18 protein-coding genes are annotated in these 14,470 nt (G+C 64.7%); 8 read left to right on the top strand and 10 right to left on the bottom strand.

Features of this window, described 5'->3' with window-relative positions:
- Nucleotides 1–23: 23 nt before the first annotated feature.
- The 3 genes from AC07R7_RS24465 to AC07R7_RS24455 all read right to left on the bottom strand — a co-directional run bounded on the left by AC07R7_RS24465 (nucleotide 24) and on the right by AC07R7_RS24455 (nucleotide 2,836).
- On the bottom strand, nucleotides 24–1,451 hold the full coding sequence (locus AC07R7_RS24465) for a heavy metal sensor histidine kinase (RefSeq protein ID WP_494636902.1): 1,428 nt from the start codon (nucleotides 1,449–1,451) through the stop codon (nucleotides 24–26).
- Nucleotides 1,451–2,125: a heavy metal response regulator transcription factor gene (locus tag AC07R7_RS24460; RefSeq protein WP_494636901.1), complete on the bottom strand. Its 675-nt coding sequence runs from the start codon at nucleotides 2,123–2,125 to the stop codon at nucleotides 1,451–1,453. Before AC07R7_RS24460 ends, AC07R7_RS24465 begins: the two co-directional genes overlap by 1 nt.
- 159 nt (nucleotides 2,126–2,284) lie before the next feature.
- Nucleotides 2,285–2,836, bottom strand: coding sequence for a phosphatase PAP2 family protein (locus AC07R7_RS24455; protein WP_494636900.1), 552 nt, complete (start codon nucleotides 2,834–2,836; stop codon nucleotides 2,285–2,287).
- A gap of 430 nt (nucleotides 2,837–3,266) precedes the next feature.
- On the opposite strand from AC07R7_RS24455, the gene AC07R7_RS24450 reads away from it, so the two are divergent.
- Complete coding sequence (locus tag AC07R7_RS24450) at nucleotides 3,267–3,827, top strand: recombinase family protein (RefSeq protein ID WP_494636899.1); 561 nt, start codon at nucleotides 3,267–3,269, stop codon at nucleotides 3,825–3,827.
- Between the two features lie 30 nt (nucleotides 3,828–3,857).
- Here the strand turns inward: AC07R7_RS24450 and AC07R7_RS24445 are convergent, their stop codons facing one another.
- From AC07R7_RS24445 to AC07R7_RS24435, 3 genes are all read right to left on the bottom strand, one after another.
- Nucleotides 3,858–4,163 carry a helix-turn-helix domain-containing protein gene (locus AC07R7_RS24445; protein ID WP_494636898.1) on the bottom strand — a complete coding sequence of 102 codons (306 nt, stop codon included), beginning with the start codon at nucleotides 4,161–4,163 and terminating at the stop codon, nucleotides 3,858–3,860.
- A 107-nt stretch (nucleotides 4,164–4,270) separates the two neighbouring features.
- Entirely contained in the window at nucleotides 4,271–4,594 is a 324-nt protein-coding gene (locus AC07R7_RS24440) for a helix-turn-helix domain-containing protein (protein ID WP_494636897.1), read from the bottom strand.
- Nucleotides 4,584–4,958: a type II toxin-antitoxin system RelE/ParE family toxin gene (locus AC07R7_RS24435; RefSeq protein ID WP_494636896.1), complete on the bottom strand. Its 375-nt coding sequence runs from the start codon at nucleotides 4,956–4,958 to the stop codon at nucleotides 4,584–4,586. The genes AC07R7_RS24440 and AC07R7_RS24435 overlap by 11 nt, the downstream gene beginning before the upstream one ends.
- A gap of 384 nt (nucleotides 4,959–5,342) precedes the next feature.
- Here AC07R7_RS24435 and AC07R7_RS24430 point away from each other — a divergent pair, with 384 nt between their 5' ends.
- The 3 genes from AC07R7_RS24430 (at nucleotide 5,343) to AC07R7_RS24420 (ending at nucleotide 6,967) form a co-directional block, all read left to right on the top strand.
- A complete protein-coding gene (locus AC07R7_RS24430) occupies nucleotides 5,343–5,972 on the top strand; it encodes a hypothetical protein (protein WP_494636895.1) in 630 nt (209 codons plus the stop codon).
- 75 nt (nucleotides 5,973–6,047) lie between these two features.
- Complete coding sequence (locus AC07R7_RS24425) at nucleotides 6,048–6,683, top strand: nucleotide-binding protein (protein ID WP_494636894.1); 636 nt, start codon at nucleotides 6,048–6,050, stop codon at nucleotides 6,681–6,683.
- Nucleotides 6,683–6,967 carry a ribbon-helix-helix domain-containing protein gene (locus tag AC07R7_RS24420; RefSeq protein WP_494636893.1) on the top strand — a complete coding sequence of 95 codons (285 nt, stop codon included), beginning with the start codon at nucleotides 6,683–6,685 and terminating at the stop codon, nucleotides 6,965–6,967. The genes AC07R7_RS24425 and AC07R7_RS24420 overlap by 1 nt, the downstream gene beginning before the upstream one ends.
- Nucleotides 6,968–7,038: 71 nt before the next feature.
- Here the strand turns inward: AC07R7_RS24420 and AC07R7_RS24415 are convergent, their stop codons facing one another.
- The 3 genes from AC07R7_RS24415 to AC07R7_RS24405 form a co-directional block, all read right to left on the bottom strand.
- Entirely contained in the window at nucleotides 7,039–7,917 is an 879-nt protein-coding gene (locus AC07R7_RS24415) for a replication initiation protein (RefSeq protein WP_494636892.1), read from the bottom strand.
- A gap of 817 nt (nucleotides 7,918–8,734) precedes the next feature.
- A complete protein-coding gene (locus AC07R7_RS24410) occupies nucleotides 8,735–8,878 on the bottom strand; it encodes a type IV secretory system conjugative DNA transfer family protein (protein ID WP_494636918.1) in 144 nt (47 codons plus the stop codon).
- A gap of 244 nt (nucleotides 8,879–9,122) precedes the next feature.
- Nucleotides 9,123–12,077, bottom strand: a complete 2,955-nt coding sequence (locus AC07R7_RS24405) for a Tn3 family transposase (protein WP_062099745.1) — start codon at nucleotides 12,075–12,077, stop codon at nucleotides 9,123–9,125.
- Nucleotides 12,078–12,194: 117 nt separating this feature from the next.
- Between AC07R7_RS24405 and AC07R7_RS24400 the strand changes: the two genes are divergently transcribed.
- On the top strand, nucleotides 12,195–12,749 hold the full coding sequence (locus AC07R7_RS24400; RefSeq protein ID WP_062099744.1) for a recombinase family protein: 555 nt from the start codon (nucleotides 12,195–12,197) through the stop codon (nucleotides 12,747–12,749).
- Nucleotides 12,750–12,786: 37 nt separating this feature from the next.
- Here the strand turns inward: AC07R7_RS24400 and AC07R7_RS24395 are convergent, their stop codons facing one another.
- Complete coding sequence (locus AC07R7_RS24395; RefSeq protein WP_062099743.1) at nucleotides 12,787–13,212, bottom strand: MerR family transcriptional regulator; 426 nt, start codon at nucleotides 13,210–13,212, stop codon at nucleotides 12,787–12,789.
- A 144-nt stretch (nucleotides 13,213–13,356) separates the two neighbouring features.
- On the opposite strand from AC07R7_RS24395, the gene merC reads away from it, so the two are divergent.
- Genes merC through merP form a run of 3 tightly spaced genes read left to right on the top strand, consistent with a single transcriptional unit; the run spans nucleotide 13,357 to nucleotide 14,458 of the window.
- Nucleotides 13,357–13,782 (top strand): organomercurial transporter MerC, encoded by a 426-nt coding sequence (gene merC / locus AC07R7_RS24390; protein ID WP_062099742.1) that lies wholly within the window; start codon nucleotides 13,357–13,359, stop codon nucleotides 13,780–13,782.
- A gap of 34 nt (nucleotides 13,783–13,816) precedes the next feature.
- Entirely contained in the window at nucleotides 13,817–14,167 is a 351-nt protein-coding gene (gene merT, locus AC07R7_RS24385) for a mercuric ion transporter MerT (protein ID WP_062099741.1), read from the top strand.
- Between the two features lie 12 nt (nucleotides 14,168–14,179).
- Complete coding sequence (gene merP / locus AC07R7_RS24380; RefSeq protein WP_062099740.1) at nucleotides 14,180–14,458, top strand: mercury resistance system periplasmic binding protein MerP; 279 nt, start codon at nucleotides 14,180–14,182, stop codon at nucleotides 14,456–14,458.
- Nucleotides 14,459–14,470: the final 12 nt, after the last annotated feature.

Below are 14,470 nucleotides of genomic sequence, written 5' to 3'. Positions count from 1 at the left end.
ACGGGATCGTCATCTGTGCCGGCTTAGCTCTCGGGCGTTAAAGGAAAGCGCAGTCGCACCTCCGTTCCCCTGCCCGGTTGGCTGGCGATTTCCGCGCGACCGCCATGGCGCTCGACGATGCTTTGGACGACCGAGAGGCCAAGCCCGATATTGTGTTCCGATCCGGACCGCGCCGGATCGGCCCGGAAGAATCGGTCGAACACATGCGGCAACTGGTCTTCCGAAATCCCGCGCCCCGTGTCGGCGACCACGACGCGCAGTTCTTGATCATCCCGGCTCGCGGCAATCTGAACCGCCCCCCCTCGGGGGGTATGGGCCAGCGCGTTGGCCAGCAGATTGCCGACAGCTTGCTGGAAAAGCGTCCGATTCAGCATGGCGTGGATCGGCTGCGCGACCACTGTGACGGCGATGCCGGCTTCCAACCCGGAGGGCTCGTAAAACTCCGCAACGGCCCTCAGCTCCCGCTCAACGTCGACCGACTCCCGTTGCAGCGGCTCGGTGGCATTGTCGGCCCGGGCGAGGAAGAGCAGGCTCTGAACAACCCTCGCCAATCGCCCGCTCTCTTCGAGGCAAGAACCCAGGACTTCACAATATTCGCCCCGCGTCCGCGGCCGGGCCAGTGCGACCTCGATCCCGCCGCGCAGGTTGTTGATCGGGGTGCGCAACTCGTGCGCCACGTCGTCTGAGAAGCGCGAAACGCGACCGAAGGCGTCTTCCAGACGGTCGAGCATGGCGTTGAACGCTTGGGCCAGGGTCGAAAGTTCACCCGGAAGCCCAGCGATCGGTATCCGCTCGTGGAGAGTGCTGGATCCGATCCGTTCGGCGGTGCGACCGATGCGCTGAATCGGGCGCATGCCGGCGCGAGCAATCAGAAAACCGACGATCGCGCAGGCGATCAAGGACAGGCTGAGCACCCAGACCAGGCGCGCCCGATAGAGGGCGAGGAGATGCTCCTCGGCCCCTCGGTTCATGGCCACCTGCACATATCCGATCGCCGGATCGTTCGTCGCCGCGGTCGCGGTCAGAGTTTGGAACGGCTCGCCCGAGCTCGACCGCGCCGCCTCGTCAACGGCGCGGGACGAGCCGATGGCCGCCAAGGCGGCGGCGCTCGGCGAGGGGAGCACCTGACGCATGTTGGCAGTTTCGAGCACGACGCCGCCACGTCGATCGAGCAGTCGGACGTAAAGCTGGCGACCGCTCGGCGACGGCGCGCGCGAGACGAGCGGGGAGGCCCAGGCGCCCGACGGCGCGGCCCGCAGGATCATCTGCACCGTGTCGAGTTCGTCGGCCAGAAACCGTGCGTCCTCCCGGACCAGGTTGGTGACCAGCACCCAATAGAGGAAGGCGGTGGCGGCGAAGATCAGGGTGAAGGCGGAAAGTGCGTACCAAACCGTCAGCCGCAGCGCGATCGAAGGAGACCATGGCCGGCGTGGCGATCCAGCGATGGCCATTACGACCTATCCTCCAGGACGTAGCCGACGCCGCGCACGGTGTGGATCAGCTTCCGGTCGAAGGGGTCGTCCGCCTTCAGCCGCAGGCGGCGCATGTGAACGTCCACCACGTTGGAGTCGCTCTCGAAATTGATGTCCCAAACCTGTTCGGCGATCATGGTGCGCGACACCACGTCTCCGGCGCGCCGAAGGAGCAGCGAGAGCAGCGCAAACTCTTTGGGCGTGAGGTCCAGCAGCTTCTCGGCGCGAGTGGCGCGATGCCGGACCAGATCGATTTCCAAATCAGCCACTCGCAGGGTGGAAGCCTGCCGGCCAGTCCCGCGACGCAAGATCGACCGGACGCGAGCCAGCAGTTCGGAGAAGGCGAAGGGCTTGATCAGATAATCGTCGGCGCCAAGCTCCAGCCCCTTCACCCGGTCCTGGACCGCGTCGCGCGCGGTCACGAAGAGGACCGGGGTGTCTATGGCCTCGCGGCGAAGCTCGGCCATCACCGACCAGCCGTTCATCCCCGGAAGCATCACATCCAGGATGATCAGGTCATAGCCGCCGACCGTCGCCAGGTGGACTCCATCTTCCCCATTCGCGGCCAAGTCCGTGGTGAAGCCGTGTTCGGTGAGCCCCTGCCGCAAATAGGCAGCAGTCTTCGCTTCGTCTTCGACGACAAGAATCTTCATGGCTCGCTCCCCGGTCGTCGGCCGCCGCTCAGCGCCGTTCGCGTCCTCACGACACCGCTAAAGGGCGAAATGAAAGCATGGCCGACAGGGTGCCCGGAGGCTCCAGCTTTCCGCAATGGCCGCGCCTGCTCAAGAGCGGACCTGCCGCGCGCCGCAGCGTCAAAACTCTGCCCTGATCATAACTCCGCCGCCCTGGCGGCCAGCCCAGGGGAGCACGGTGACATGGCCGTCGCGGGGGGAGGTGAAGAGGAACGCCGTCGCCTCTCCCAACGCCGCCCCGACGAGGACGTCATCCCAGCGATGATCTTTCGACTGGACCCGCGACAGGCCCACAAAACCTGCGGCGACGGCGGCGGGGAGGCCCCATCGCCAACCATAGCGTTGGTGCAGATAGCCGGCAGCGGCGAACGACACGGACGTGTGCCCGGATGGGAAGGAGAGATTGTCGGAGCCGTTCGGTCGGGCTTCGGGAAACGCATGTTTGAGGACTTGGGTCGTGCCCGCGGTCACGGCGACGCTGTAGCCGAGTTGTTTCGCCCCGCCCCAATCGCTACTGGCTACAGACTTGCCGAGCGCAAGCGCCACCAGACCGCCCTCTCCAATGTTCGCGGCGGTCCGCCAATCAGCGTCGCTCGCAAGAGCCGGGCTCGCGACCAGGGAACTGCTGAGCAGGATCGCCGTCAAACCGGCCCAAACGCGAGCTTGATCCATCCCCCGGTCCTTTGCGCCGTCAGCCGGCGACGGAGTCTGAAAGCCCGCTACTCAGCCAGCTAAGAGGCTACCGAACCCCGAATGAAGCGGACGTGACGAACAGATGACAGAAACGTCATAGTTCAGAAATTTATAAAAATCAGGAGGGCAGCAGCTGGTGGCGCTGCTGCCCCCGGTAGTGATGGCCGGAACCGGAGCGGCCATGTGGTGGGCTCGGATGCATCGAGCCCTCGCTGCGACGGCCTAATCAATCAGGATTGTGATTCAATCCCCGCATCCGCGCGAGCAGATGCGAGGAAGCCCGGCCGACGGCGCGGTCTCTCACTTGATCTCCAGGCTCCTCGTACTGACCGAAAGGTCTACCTTTCTTCCCCCCTCCCCCGGCCCAAGCAAATCAGCTAGTTGGAAGGGGCGAAAGGTGGTGGAAGAAATGCGCTACGGCTACGCACGAGTTTCGACCGAGGAACAGAGCCTCGCCCGCCAGCGATCGGCGTTGGGCGCCGCCGAGTGCGACCAAATCATCGAGGAGGTGCAGAGCGGGGTGAAGGCGCGCCATCGCCTCGACAAGCTCCTGGCGGGCCTCCAAGCTCGCGACGAGCTGGTCGTGACCGAGCTGGATCGGCTCGGCCGCAGCACAGGCGAGGCCGTGTTGTTGATGGACGAGCTGATCCGTCGCGGCGTCGTGCTGCGGGTGATCGCCCTCCCCTCCCTCGACATCACCACGAACGACGGGCGTTTGATCGCCGACATTCTCGCCAGCCTGGCCGCGCACGAGCGTCGCCGCACTCGGGACCGGCAGCGGCATGGAATCGCGGTTGCCAAGGCCGCCGGCCGCCACCTTGGTCGGCCGCCGAAGATGAGCGGCCAGCAGATCACCGAGGCGCGGTCCCGCCTCGCCGGCGACGAGCCGGTGCGCGTGGTGGCGCGCGCCTATGGGGTCAGCGACAAGACGCTCAGGGCGACGCTGGCGAGGCGAGCGGGTTGGAGATAGCGGCGGCTGACCTGGCGCGTGTAAGAACAGTCAAGCCGCTTGCTTGCGCGGCGCGGCTTTCTTCACACGAATCTCGACCTGTCGCCCTGCCCTGGCCAGCATCATCGCCAGGTGATCCAGTCCGAACAGGTTGAACTTACCGCGCGCGAGATCGGAAATGCGCGGCTGCGTCACGCGCAGTCGCTTCGCCGCCTCGGCCTGGGTCCAGCCTTGCGCCTTGATGTGGTCGGCCAGGGCGATCATGAGATCAGCCCTCGCCTTCAGGACGGCCGCCTCTTCGGGTGAGTCAGTGATCGCATCCCAGGCCGTGGCGAACGTCCTTCCGGTAGCCGTCATTGATTTCTTTCCTCTAAGCCTGAACGCCAGGAGCGAAGGCTTACACAGTGCAAGATCGGGGGCGCTAGGCGCGGAACTTGTATACTTGTATACAGGACGACAGGGGGCTAAGCTAGAATTTGGAGCCCGTGCTTCTGGACGATGGCCAGCAGCTTCAGGGCGGCGCCGCTCGGCTTTTTGGCCCCGGTCTCCCACTTCTCAATCGTGCTTTCGCTAGTGTTGAGGTAGCGGGCGAACACGGGCTGACTGACCTTGTTGCTTTCGCGGAGCTGCTTGATCGCCGCCGGCGCGATGGTCGGCGTGACGGCCAGGCAGGTTTCATCGAAATCGCGCATAGTCGCCTTGTCGATCGCGCCTACTTTGAACAGTGCCGAGGCAGACGAATGGATGGCCTCAAAGGCATCGCTGTTGAACTTACGCTTAGCGCTCATGGCAAATCTCCGTAAAATCTCCATCTTTCAGGAGTCGATCTAGCTGCTGATCGTCCAACCCCTCATAGGTCCCAGCTAGCTTGCGAAAGGCCGCCAGTTCCTTGTCGTCGATGTTGTCCCGGTCCTTCTTTGCGAACAGATATTCGTAAACCCAATGCGCGCGGCCCTTGGCTAGGATGATGCTCCGGCTCCTATTCTTATCTAGGCGCTTCTTGAACACACCCCCGCCGAGGTCGTCGGCTTGACCTTTCCGCACTTCCGCGATGGCCCGGCAAAGTTCCGCGTCGTCGATCAACGCCTTGCGCGCCGCCTTGGCGAACCAGGCGGTCTTGAAGGTCCGCGCGGTTTCCTCAGCATCGGTCATCGCAAAGGTATATAGCACTTAGTGCTATTTAACGCAAGGCGATGGGCGCGTCCCCAAGGGGACCGCGCTCTATCTCCGCTGCGCTCCGACCGAGCCGCCGATCGGCGTCTCGTCCCTGCCGGGCGAAGATCGCTCGCGCGGGCGGGCTTGAGGCGCGCATGAGGCCGCCGGCGTCGCCGGCGAAGATCTCCGTTTAGGAGGGGAAAGGGGCGCGCCGCCCCCTCTCCCCCGCAACGGCAATCGGCCGGGCCGTGGCTCGGCTGCGCCTGCGCCCGCACCACCCCGGCGGATTCCCGCTGCCCCCCTCGCTCTGGGCTGTTCGCCACGACGGCAGGGCCGATGGCCGAGGCCATCGCCCTGCGGCGATGTGAAGGGAGAGATGAGATGATCCACGACAACCGGGAGAGCTGGCTGAATGGGGTGGCGGCGGGTATGGCGCCGCTGTTCGAGGCGTTGGGCGCGCCCCTCCCCGACCGGGTGCGGGTGGCGATCGGCTTCACCAGCGCCGGCCGAAGGAGCCGTGCGATCGGCGAATGCTGGGACAACCGGCGCAGCGCGGACGGGCACTTTGAAATCTTCATCCGCCCGGACCTGGCCCATGCGCCCGACGCCATGCCGGCGCAGATCGCCGCGATCCTGGCGCACGAGCTGGTCCACGCGGCCGTGGGCATCAAGGCCGGGCATGGGAAGCCGTTTAAACGGATCGCGCTTGGGCTTGGGCTGGTCGGGCCGATGCGGGCCACGACGCCGGGCGATGCGTTCCTGGCAGCGGTCGCCCCCATCCTCGCGGCGGCGGGTCCCCTCCCCCACGCTCGCCTCGACACCGGCGGGCTGACGACCGCGCCGAGGAAACAGGCGGTGCGGATGCTCAAGTGCGAATGCCCGGCGTGCGGCTACACCGTCAGGACCGCGCGCAAATGGCTGGAGACGGCCGGGGCGCCGCTCTGCCCGATCCCGGGTCATGGCGCGATGCGCCACGAGCCCCTCAACGGGGACGAGGAGCCCGAGGGATGAGCGCGCGCGGTGTCCCCTTCCCTTTTTCGTTTGCCCGTGTATACAAGTATAGGCCTATACCTGTAGGAGTGTAGCATGAAGGTTCTCGCCATCCTCTCGCAGAAGGGCGGAGTCGGTAAGACCACCCTGGCGACGTGCCTCGCCGTGGCGGCCGAGCAGGCCGGCAAGGAGGTTGCGATCATCGACCTCGACCCGCAGGCGACCGCTTCCTTTTGGAAGGACGTGCGCCAGCTCGACACGCCCGCCGTCGCCTCGATCCAGCCGGTGCGCTTGCCGGCGATGCTGAAGGCCTGCGCCGACGCCGGCACCGACCTGGTGGTGATCGACGGCGCGGCCGTGGCGCGCGACGTGACCTTCGAGGCGGCGCGTCATGCCGACTTCATCCTGATCCCGACCAAGACAGCCGTGTTCGACACCATGAGCATGACGCACACGCTGGAGGTGGTGCGCCAGCTCGACCGGGCCTTCGCCGTCGTGCTGACCTTCGTGCCACCCCAGGGGCAGGAGACGGGCGACGCGATGAAGGCGGTGGAGGAGCTGGGCGCGGCCGTCTGTCCGGTGACGGTCGGCAACCGCAAAGCTTTTTTCCGCGCCCAAGCCGTCGGCCAGGCGGTGCAGGAGTTCGAGCCGCATGGCCCGGCGGCGGCCGAAATCAAACAGTTATACGAGTATACAAGTATACGACTATACAAACAGACGGAGGTGGCGTGATGGCCAAGGGCAATGCGCTTCAGGCCGTTCTCGACCGCGCCAAGGCTGGCGGCGATCCCGCGCCCCCGCCGGCTACGCCGGCCGAGGCGCCCGCCGCCAAAGCGGCGCCGGGAGGGCGGCAAGGGACCAAGCTGATCGGCGGCCACTTCCCCCCCGAGATTAGCACCCAACTCCGCATCCTCGCGGCCGAGGGCGGGACAACGGTGCAAAGCCTTTTGGCTGAGGCGTTGGACGATCTGTTCGTCAAGAAGGGCCGCAACCGGGTCGGTCGCAGCGGCGTATAGATGTATACAACTATACGCCTATACTGAGGGCAAACGGCAGGCGTCTGAAAGGTGAGTTTTGGGGTAGGGGCTCACCGTTCGTCAGCCGGCTGGCTGAACTCCACCAGGACCGGCATTTCGGACGGTTCGCCCCGCAGCTTGGCCCGCCGGACGACACTGTGCTGATCGATCAGGATTTGCGCATCGCGCTTGCCGGTGGAGGTTTTGGGGAACCAATGAAGCGCCACCCGCTCGACCTTGCGCCCCTTCTTGAGGGGCGTGAAATCTACGAAGAAAGGACAGAGCTTGTTGATTTCGTCCTTGGCGGCTTTTAGGCAGTATTTGTTGAAATCCGCGAACCGCTCCAGCTTCCCTTCGGGCACGTTCAGGAGGGCGCGAAGCTCTTCTACCGTGAAATCTTCCGTCTGCTTGTATTCCAGGCCTATGCGGCGCTCGATCATCTCGTAGAGGCAGAGGGCGTATTTCGACTCGAAGCAATACATCACCTGCGTCTTGAGGCGGGCATAGACCTCGCTGTTCCGCAGTATCTCGATCAGCTCCTCGGGGATGCGGTAGTGAAGGAAGCCGTCCTTCTCCAGGCTCTCGTCGCTCGGGCCGAGGAGCTGGACGCGGCGCTTGTAGCTCTTACCAGCCTTGCGGATGGTGACGATCGCGATCGTGCCCATCAGCCGCAACAGCGAGCTTTCCACCCGCTCGTTGCCCTGATGCGTGCCCTTCAGAGCCGTTTTCGAGATGCGATGGATGATCGGCTCGCCGATCCGCTCCCAGGCGTTGGCGATCAGCAGATTGTAGATGCGGCGGTCTGCGAGGGTGAGGGGGCTCAGCTCGACGATGTCCACCAGCTCGCCAGGCTTGACGATCTCGCCATAGTTGGCCGGGTCGAACGGGTTGCCGCGCCCCTTCTGATCCAGGGTCCGAATAGCGAGATCGACTACGGCGCCTTTCGACATCAAAACGTCCAACGGTGAGTAAGAGCAGATTCGCAGCTCACCTTAGTGGCGAATTGTGAGTTGGGCAAATCGGCTAGCTCCCCGTTGGTTGGTGAGGCGCTACCCCAAAACTCACCGTCGAGAAGGCGCCCACCCCAAAGCTCACGCGACTCGGCCCCAAAACTCACTTTTACCGACCCCAAAGCTCACCGTAGGCTACCCCAAAGCTCACGCGACTCGGCCCCAACACTCACTTTTCGGCCTGATTCTCTGTTGCGGTTCAGAGGGTTACGGCTCCTGAATCTTGAATCTAAGAAGAATCTTAGAATCTGAACCGGCACGGTGAGTTTTGGGGTAGGCCGCCCTGTGGATAACTTCGCACCCAGACCTCAGAACCTAGGAAAAGGAAGAAAGCCCCGCCTCTTGGGGGCTTCGCCCCCGCCGGCTCGCGGCCTTCGGCCGCCCCGGCCCGCTTCGCGGTCCTCCCACCCGGCATCCCCCATCAAAATGGGTCGGCCTAGTCGGCCGACAAGTTATTCCAAGAGAAAGATCGGCGAAAACATTCAACAATCCGAGCCCAATCCAACCGTCGCATGGCTTTTCGAGAAAAGCGTGGCGGAGCCGTTGAGAGAAATCCTGACCGAAGTCGCCGGCAGATGGGTCGCTAACGCCCGATTCCGGGGCGTGGAGCGGCAAATCGGGTAGGGGAGGGTGTTGCCGGTCGCTCAGAACTATCCGCCGCCCAACAGCGGCCTGAACGGTGAGGCGCTGCCCCAAAACTCACCGTTGGAGGCGCGCCGCGCGGCCGGTGTACACGCCTATACAGAGGCGGTGCCGTTTAAACGCTCGCCGCGGTGAACAGGCCCCGGAACTCCGGCCCGTCGTAATATCGGACCTTGGCGGCGATGGCCGGCGCGGCGCCCTGGCGCAAAAGGATCTCCAGGCTGGAATCCAGCCGCATGATTTCGTCGGGCGTCATCAGTTCGCGCCGCGAGAGGTGGGGCTCACCTCAAGGTTTGTGCGCTAAAAGGCGCTTAGAAGCACGAACCAAGAACATGAGCTAGCAGGCTGTTGAAATTCGATTTTTGCCCCCTGGTAAAGAGGCTGAAGTCACCAGGGCGAAATCAATAAGCCAATGTTTTCAATAGCCGGATTTGGCTACAGTTCGCGCTAAGCGAGCCAAATCGCGGAAATCGGCCTGTCGGAGCGACTTTTTCAACAGCCTGCTAGGCGACTCGGTAGAGCCTGTCAGCAGGATCGTTCAGCGGCCTGAGCCCGCCTGCCGTGGCAGCGTCGGCCCAGAGGTAGTCGCCCGTCAGACCGACATGGGCCCAGCTCATCGGCGAGAGGTGGGCTAGAAGCTCATCGGGCGCGGCCACGCCCCTCTCCCGCAGATGCTCGACGGCGCGCTGCATATATAATGTGTTCCAAAGCGCGATGGCGGCGATCACCAGGTTGAGGCCTGAAGCGCGGTGTTCCTGGTTCTGTAAAGTGCGATCGGCGATCCGCCCCTGCTTGTGGACGAACACCGCCTGGGCCAGCGCGTGGCGCGCCTCGCTCTTGTTGAGCCCGGCCTGACAGCGGCGGCGCAGTTCCGGGCTTTCCAGCCAGTCGAGCGTGAACAGCGTGCGCTCGATCCGGCCGACCTCGGCCAGGCCCATGTCGAGGCGATTTTGGCGTTTGAACGCCGATAGCTTCTTGAGCATCACCGACGGCGCGACCGATCCGGCTTTCAGCGACGCCGCCAGACGGACGATGTCCTCCCAATTTTCCTCGATGACATCGACCCGGATCGGACGGCCAAGGAGTGGTTCAAGGATCTTGTGGCGCGGCTTGGCTCCGATGATCGCCAAGCGGCGATCCTGCAGATCACGCAAGCGCGGTACGAACCGGTATCCGAGAAGGTGGCACAGGGCGAATACGTGGTCGGTCGCCCCGCCGGTGTCGGTGTAGTGCTCCCCGCCGCCACGACCAATCAGGCCGTCGAGCACATAGGGCGCCTCCGAGGAAGTGGCCGACAACACGCGGGTGTGGAACGAGCCGTGCATGTCCGACAGGTGGGTATAGATCCGCAAGCCAGGCTCAGGCCCGTACTTGGCGTTGACTTCACCCGCTCCGCCGCGTCGGCGGCCCGAGCGGAAGAATTGGCCGTCGGAAGACGAGGCCTGGCCATCGCCCCAGTGTCGGGCGAACGGCTGCGCGTGGTGGACCTCGATAATCCTAGCCAGCGCGGCCTTGTAGTTCTCTTCGCTCAGATACCAGCTCTGGGTCCAGGCGAGCTGAGCGTAGGTGACGCCTTGGCTGGCGTTGGCCATCCGCTCCAGACCAAGATTGGTGGCGTCGGCCAGGACCGCGGCGAGGATGCAGCTGGGATTGTCGTGGACCTTGCCCGACCTCAGCTCGCGGAACGTCGACGAGAAACCCGTCAGGGCGTCTATCTCTCTGAGCAACTCGGTGATCCGGACCCGGGGAAGCAGCGCGTCGATCGCCCGATCTAGCGACCTGGCCTCGTCCGGCGCATTGGCCTTCACCGGCGTCACCGACAGCTCGTCGCCTTTCAGCGTCACGCCGACCAGGTCGCCCTTGGCTAGGCGCCGTGAGAAGCTGGCGAGCCGCTGATCCAGCAGGCTGGCGCGCTCAGCCAGATAGGTTCCCATCTCGGTATCGACGGGCAAGGTCTCGGCTTCGGCGGCGACTTCGTCCTTGGGCAGCAGGTAGTCGGCGAAGCGCTTGTAGGATCGCGAACCTTCGATCCACACGTCGCCAGAACGGAGCCGATCACGCAACGTCGCCATCAACGCCGTCTCGTAGAGCCGTCGGTTGATCGGGCCACCGATGGGCTTGACCAGGGCTTTCCAATGCTTGGAGACGAACGGCATAGGCGCGTCGTCGGGAATCTCGCGCCGGCCGGACCGGTTGAGGTCGCGGAGGAGTTCAAGGGCCTTCAGCAATGAGGCGCCGCCCGTGCCTGACCGGAAGCGTATGTGTTCCAGGAAGGTCGGAACAAACCGGCGCAGGGCGCCGTAGCGGTCGGCGGCGCTAACCAGTGGATCTTCCACCGCCAGCGCCGCCAGGGCCTCGATCTTCGGTCTGGCCTGAATGACCTTCCACCATCCAACCTGGGCGTCGAGTGTGTCGAGCACGTCGCCGCCGTCGGCCCGGGCATGTTCGACCGCGCCGATCACGCCGCTGAACAACCGCATGAGGTTGCTGACCTCGCGGCTGCTGGCCTGGTACTTGCGCTCGCGCCCCCGACGGCCCTTGGCGAACAGCGAGCCGACCATCTTGTCGAACATATCGACCGCGGCGTCGCTCAGGCGGCTTTCGAGAAAGATCAGCTGCGCGACCACGGTCGCCCGGCGGCGACCCACGCCGTAACCGTTGAGCAGGAAGGCCGGCGCGACCGCTCCCTCTCGGACATACTGCTCGAAGCGCCGTTCGTGGATGGTCTCGGTGATCGCCGGATTGATACCGATGGCGCGAACGTAGGCCAGACGCTCGGTGATCCCCGCCATCGACGCGGCGCTCGGCGACTCCGGGATGTCGCGCAGCCAGGCCAGGGCCGATTTCTTGAGGTTGGCGTCATTGACCAACAGTTGGTCGATGCGGTCCAGTTGCGAGAGCGAGATCGGCGCCAGCAGATCCTCAGCCGCCTTGCGTCTTGCCTGGGAGCGGCCAGCCAGGCCGACGCGCTCCAAGGTGTCGGGAGACGGCAGGATGATCCGTCGCCGGCGCAGTTCTGCGATCAGGGCCTCCACGATGGCTCCGCCCTTGTCGGTGGCGACGGCCGCCGCGGCGGCGATCGACACCGCCAAGCGAATATCGCCACGGACAAACAAGCGTATCCCTAGTCGCTCATGAAGCTGACCTGCGTGCTCGCTGCGTGTTTTTAGTCTTTTGGCATAGTCGCCTAGCGCTTCAGGTGAAACATGCACTTGGTCGGACAAAAAGCGCAGCACGATCGGGGGAACAACTTGACCAGGCAGCCACCCAAAACCTGGATGGCGTAGCAGCGCCATTTGCACAGCGGAGCCCAGCTTGTTGGCTGGACGTTTACGCTCGTCGATCCACTTGAGATCGTCTGGCACCAGCGTGTAGCAGCGCGCCACCTCTCGGTCGGTGACCGGAGGCTCGAACAACCTTCGCCGTTCGTCACCCGTGAGCAAGCTTCGCCGCGCCATGGGATGGTCCTGACCGCTTCTGCAGGTGGCTCATAATTCGCGAAAAATGAGACGCTGACTAGCCTCAACGATTTCAGCGGCTTGCGTGTCTCGAATTATAGTCTCAGAAATAGGCGCATGATTTACGGATATGCACGGGTTTCGACCGACGGTCAGAGCGTCGAGGCGCAGGTCGCCGAGTTGACGGCGGCCGGTTGTGAAAAGGTGTTCAGCGAGACGGCGTCGGGCGCCAAGACCGACCGCAGCCAGCTCAAGCGCGCCATCGCTTCGCTGGCGGCAGGCGACGTGCTGATGGTCACTCGGCTCGATCGCCTGGCGCGCTCGACACGCGATCTTCTCAACGTTCTGGCCGCTCTCACCGAGAAGGACGCGAAGTTCCGCTCAATTCGGGACACCTGGGCCGACACCACCACCCCGCACGGCCGGTTGATGCTGACGGTGCTGGGCGGCTTGGCCGAGTTCGAGCGTGAATTGATCAGGTCGCGCACCAGCGAGGGCCGCGAACGCGCCAAGGCGCGCGGCGTCAAGCTTGGACGCCGCCACAGCCTGACCGTGGCGCAGCGCGCCTTCGTCGCCCAGCAGCGGGCCAATGGCGAAAGCGTGCGCCATCTGGCTCGGGTTCTGGGCGTCAGCAAGGCGACCATCGGTCGTATCCCGCCGTCCGAGGGATGAAGACACTTAGATGGTAGAGAATCGACAGGTTGGGCCGCTATGCTCTTGGCGCCGGCGCGCGGGGCTCGGCATAGAGGGTGTCGATCAGCGGACATCCTGGATCCTGCCCTGCGTCGCAAGCTCGGACGGAGTCAGCCAGGACCCGCTCCATCCGCTTGAGATCGGCGATCCGCGCTCGAACGTCCTTCAGATGAACGGCGGCCAAGTCGCGCACCTCTGCGCAGGTGGAGTGTCCGCCAGCCGCCAGGCCAAGCAGCGCTCGCACCTCATCGAGTGTGAAGCCGAGTTCGCGGGCGCGGCGCACAAATCCGAGCCGGACCACATCGCCTCCGCCGTAACTGCGGTAGCGGCCTCGCCGAGGCGGCGCGGGCATCAGGCCGATCCGCTCGTAGTAGCGGATCGTTTCGATGTTGCAGCCCGTGCGCCGGGACAGTTCGCCAATCGGGATCGCGGTATCCGCCATGCTGTTCTGCGCCTCTCAATTTTGGGCTTGAGTCTGTAGTCACTACAGATCGTATGTAGTGATCTTCAGCCCTCACGGGCAAGCTGCGGTCATGATCGCAGCGTCGCTCTGACGGTTCCACCGAAGTCGCCGAGGCCATTTGCGATGCCCATCCAGAATCCCCTCACACGCGCGGCTGACAAGGCGGGCGTCATCGGCTCGATTGTCACCGCCATGGGGTGCGCGGCGTGCTTCCCGGCGCTCGCGAGTCTTGGCGCCGCGCTGGGCCTTGGTTTCCTGAGCCAGTACGAAGGAGTCTTCATCCGTTACCTCCTGCCGCTGTTCGCCGTGATCGCCCTCATCGCCAACACGGTCGGCGGGCTTCGCCATCGTCGGTGGGCGCGAATGGCGCTGAGCGTCGTCGGGCCGACATTGGTGCTTGCGGCGGCTTTGCTCATGGCCACCCGCGGCTGGCCGACGGCGTGGCTCCTCTATCCCGGACTGACCTTGATGGTGGTCGTGGCGATCTGGGATCTCGCCGCGCCGCCTCGCAATGCTCCCGCGCGCCCCCGCGAAGGGGTGGTTTCTTGACGCCATGGCGAGGTTTATCGAAAGGAGATTCTCCGTGTCGGAATCCAAAAGCGGCCGCAGCGCGTTGGCGCTTGGCGGCTTGGCCGCCATTCTGGCCTCGACCTGTTGCCTCGGCCCACTCCTCTTGGTCGCCCTCGGATTCAGCGGGGCCTGGATCGGCAATCTGACCGTGCTGGAACCGTACCGTCCGTTGTTCATCGGCGCGGCGCTAGTCGCCATGGCCTTCGCCTATCGCCGAATCTTCCGCTCGGCCCGCGCCTGCGAGCCCGGCGAAGTCTGCGCCGTGCCCAAGGTCAGGACCACCTACAAAGTGATCTTCTGGGCGGTCGCGGCGCTCGTCCTTGTCGCGCTGGCGTTCCCCTACGTCCTGCCCCTGTTCTACTGAAAGGAAGCCCCCATGAAGAAGCTCGTCTCCCTGATCGCCCTGATGGGCGCGCTCAACTCTCCCGCGTGGGCCGCGACGAAGACGGTCACCCTGACGGTGCCCGGCATGACCTGCGCGGCCTGCCCGATCACCGTCAAGACAGCGCTTGCCAAGGTCGCCGGCGTCGAGAAAACCGAGGTCAGCTTCGAAAAGCGCGAGGCCGTCGTCACCTTCGATGACGCCAAGACGACGGTCGCCGCCCTGACCAAGGCGACTGCGGGCGCGGGCTACCCGTCCACCGTGAAGCGCTGAGGAACCTGCCCC

Source organism: Caulobacter sp. GW821-FHT05F04 (assembly GCF_059419665.1).
The sequence above is the reverse complement of the archived record's forward strand: the minus strand, read 5'-3'. Positions and strand labels throughout refer to the sequence as shown.

Excerpts from the sequence above, each read along its gene's own strand:
- AC07R7_RS24465 (WP_494636902.1), bottom strand. The coding sequence starts at position 1,451 with ATGGCCATCGCTGGATCGCCACGCCGGCCATGGTCTCCTTCGATCGCG.
- AC07R7_RS24445 (WP_494636898.1), bottom strand. The coding sequence starts at position 4,163 with ATGACGGCTACCGGAAGGACGTTCGCCACGGCCTGGGATGCGATCACT.
- merP (WP_062099740.1), top strand. The coding sequence starts at position 14,180 with ATGAAGAAGCTCGTCTCCCTGATCGCCCTGATGGGCGCGCTCAACTCT.
- AC07R7_RS24400 (WP_062099744.1), top strand. The coding sequence starts at position 12,195 with ATGATTTACGGATATGCACGGGTTTCGACCGACGGTCAGAGCGTCGAG.
- AC07R7_RS24430 (WP_494636895.1), top strand. The coding sequence starts at position 5,343 with ATGATCCACGACAACCGGGAGAGCTGGCTGAATGGGGTGGCGGCGGGT.
- AC07R7_RS24425 (WP_494636894.1), top strand. The coding sequence starts at position 6,048 with ATGAAGGTTCTCGCCATCCTCTCGCAGAAGGGCGGAGTCGGTAAGACC.
- AC07R7_RS24455 (WP_494636900.1), bottom strand. The coding sequence starts at position 2,836 with ATGGATCAAGCTCGCGTTTGGGCCGGTTTGACGGCGATCCTGCTCAGC.
- AC07R7_RS24415 (WP_494636892.1), bottom strand. The coding sequence starts at position 7,917 with ATGTCGAAAGGCGCCGTAGTCGATCTCGCTATTCGGACCCTGGATCAG.
- AC07R7_RS24420 (WP_494636893.1), top strand. The coding sequence starts at position 6,683 with ATGGCCAAGGGCAATGCGCTTCAGGCCGTTCTCGACCGCGCCAAGGCT.
- AC07R7_RS24450 (WP_494636899.1), top strand. The coding sequence starts at position 3,267 with ATGCGCTACGGCTACGCACGAGTTTCGACCGAGGAACAGAGCCTCGCC.
- AC07R7_RS24460 (WP_494636901.1), bottom strand. The coding sequence starts at position 2,125 with ATGAAGATTCTTGTCGTCGAAGACGAAGCGAAGACTGCTGCCTATTTG.
- AC07R7_RS24395 (WP_062099743.1), bottom strand. The coding sequence starts at position 13,212 with ATGGCGGATACCGCGATCCCGATTGGCGAACTGTCCCGGCGCACGGGC.
- AC07R7_RS24435 (WP_494636896.1), bottom strand. The coding sequence starts at position 4,958 with ATGACCGATGCTGAGGAAACCGCGCGGACCTTCAAGACCGCCTGGTTC.
- AC07R7_RS24405 (WP_062099745.1), bottom strand. The coding sequence starts at position 12,077 with ATGGCGCGGCGAAGCTTGCTCACGGGTGACGAACGGCGAAGGTTGTTC.
- AC07R7_RS24440 (WP_494636897.1), bottom strand. The coding sequence starts at position 4,594 with ATGAGCGCTAAGCGTAAGTTCAACAGCGATGCCTTTGAGGCCATCCAT.
- merC (WP_062099742.1), top strand. The coding sequence starts at position 13,357 with ATGCCCATCCAGAATCCCCTCACACGCGCGGCTGACAAGGCGGGCGTC.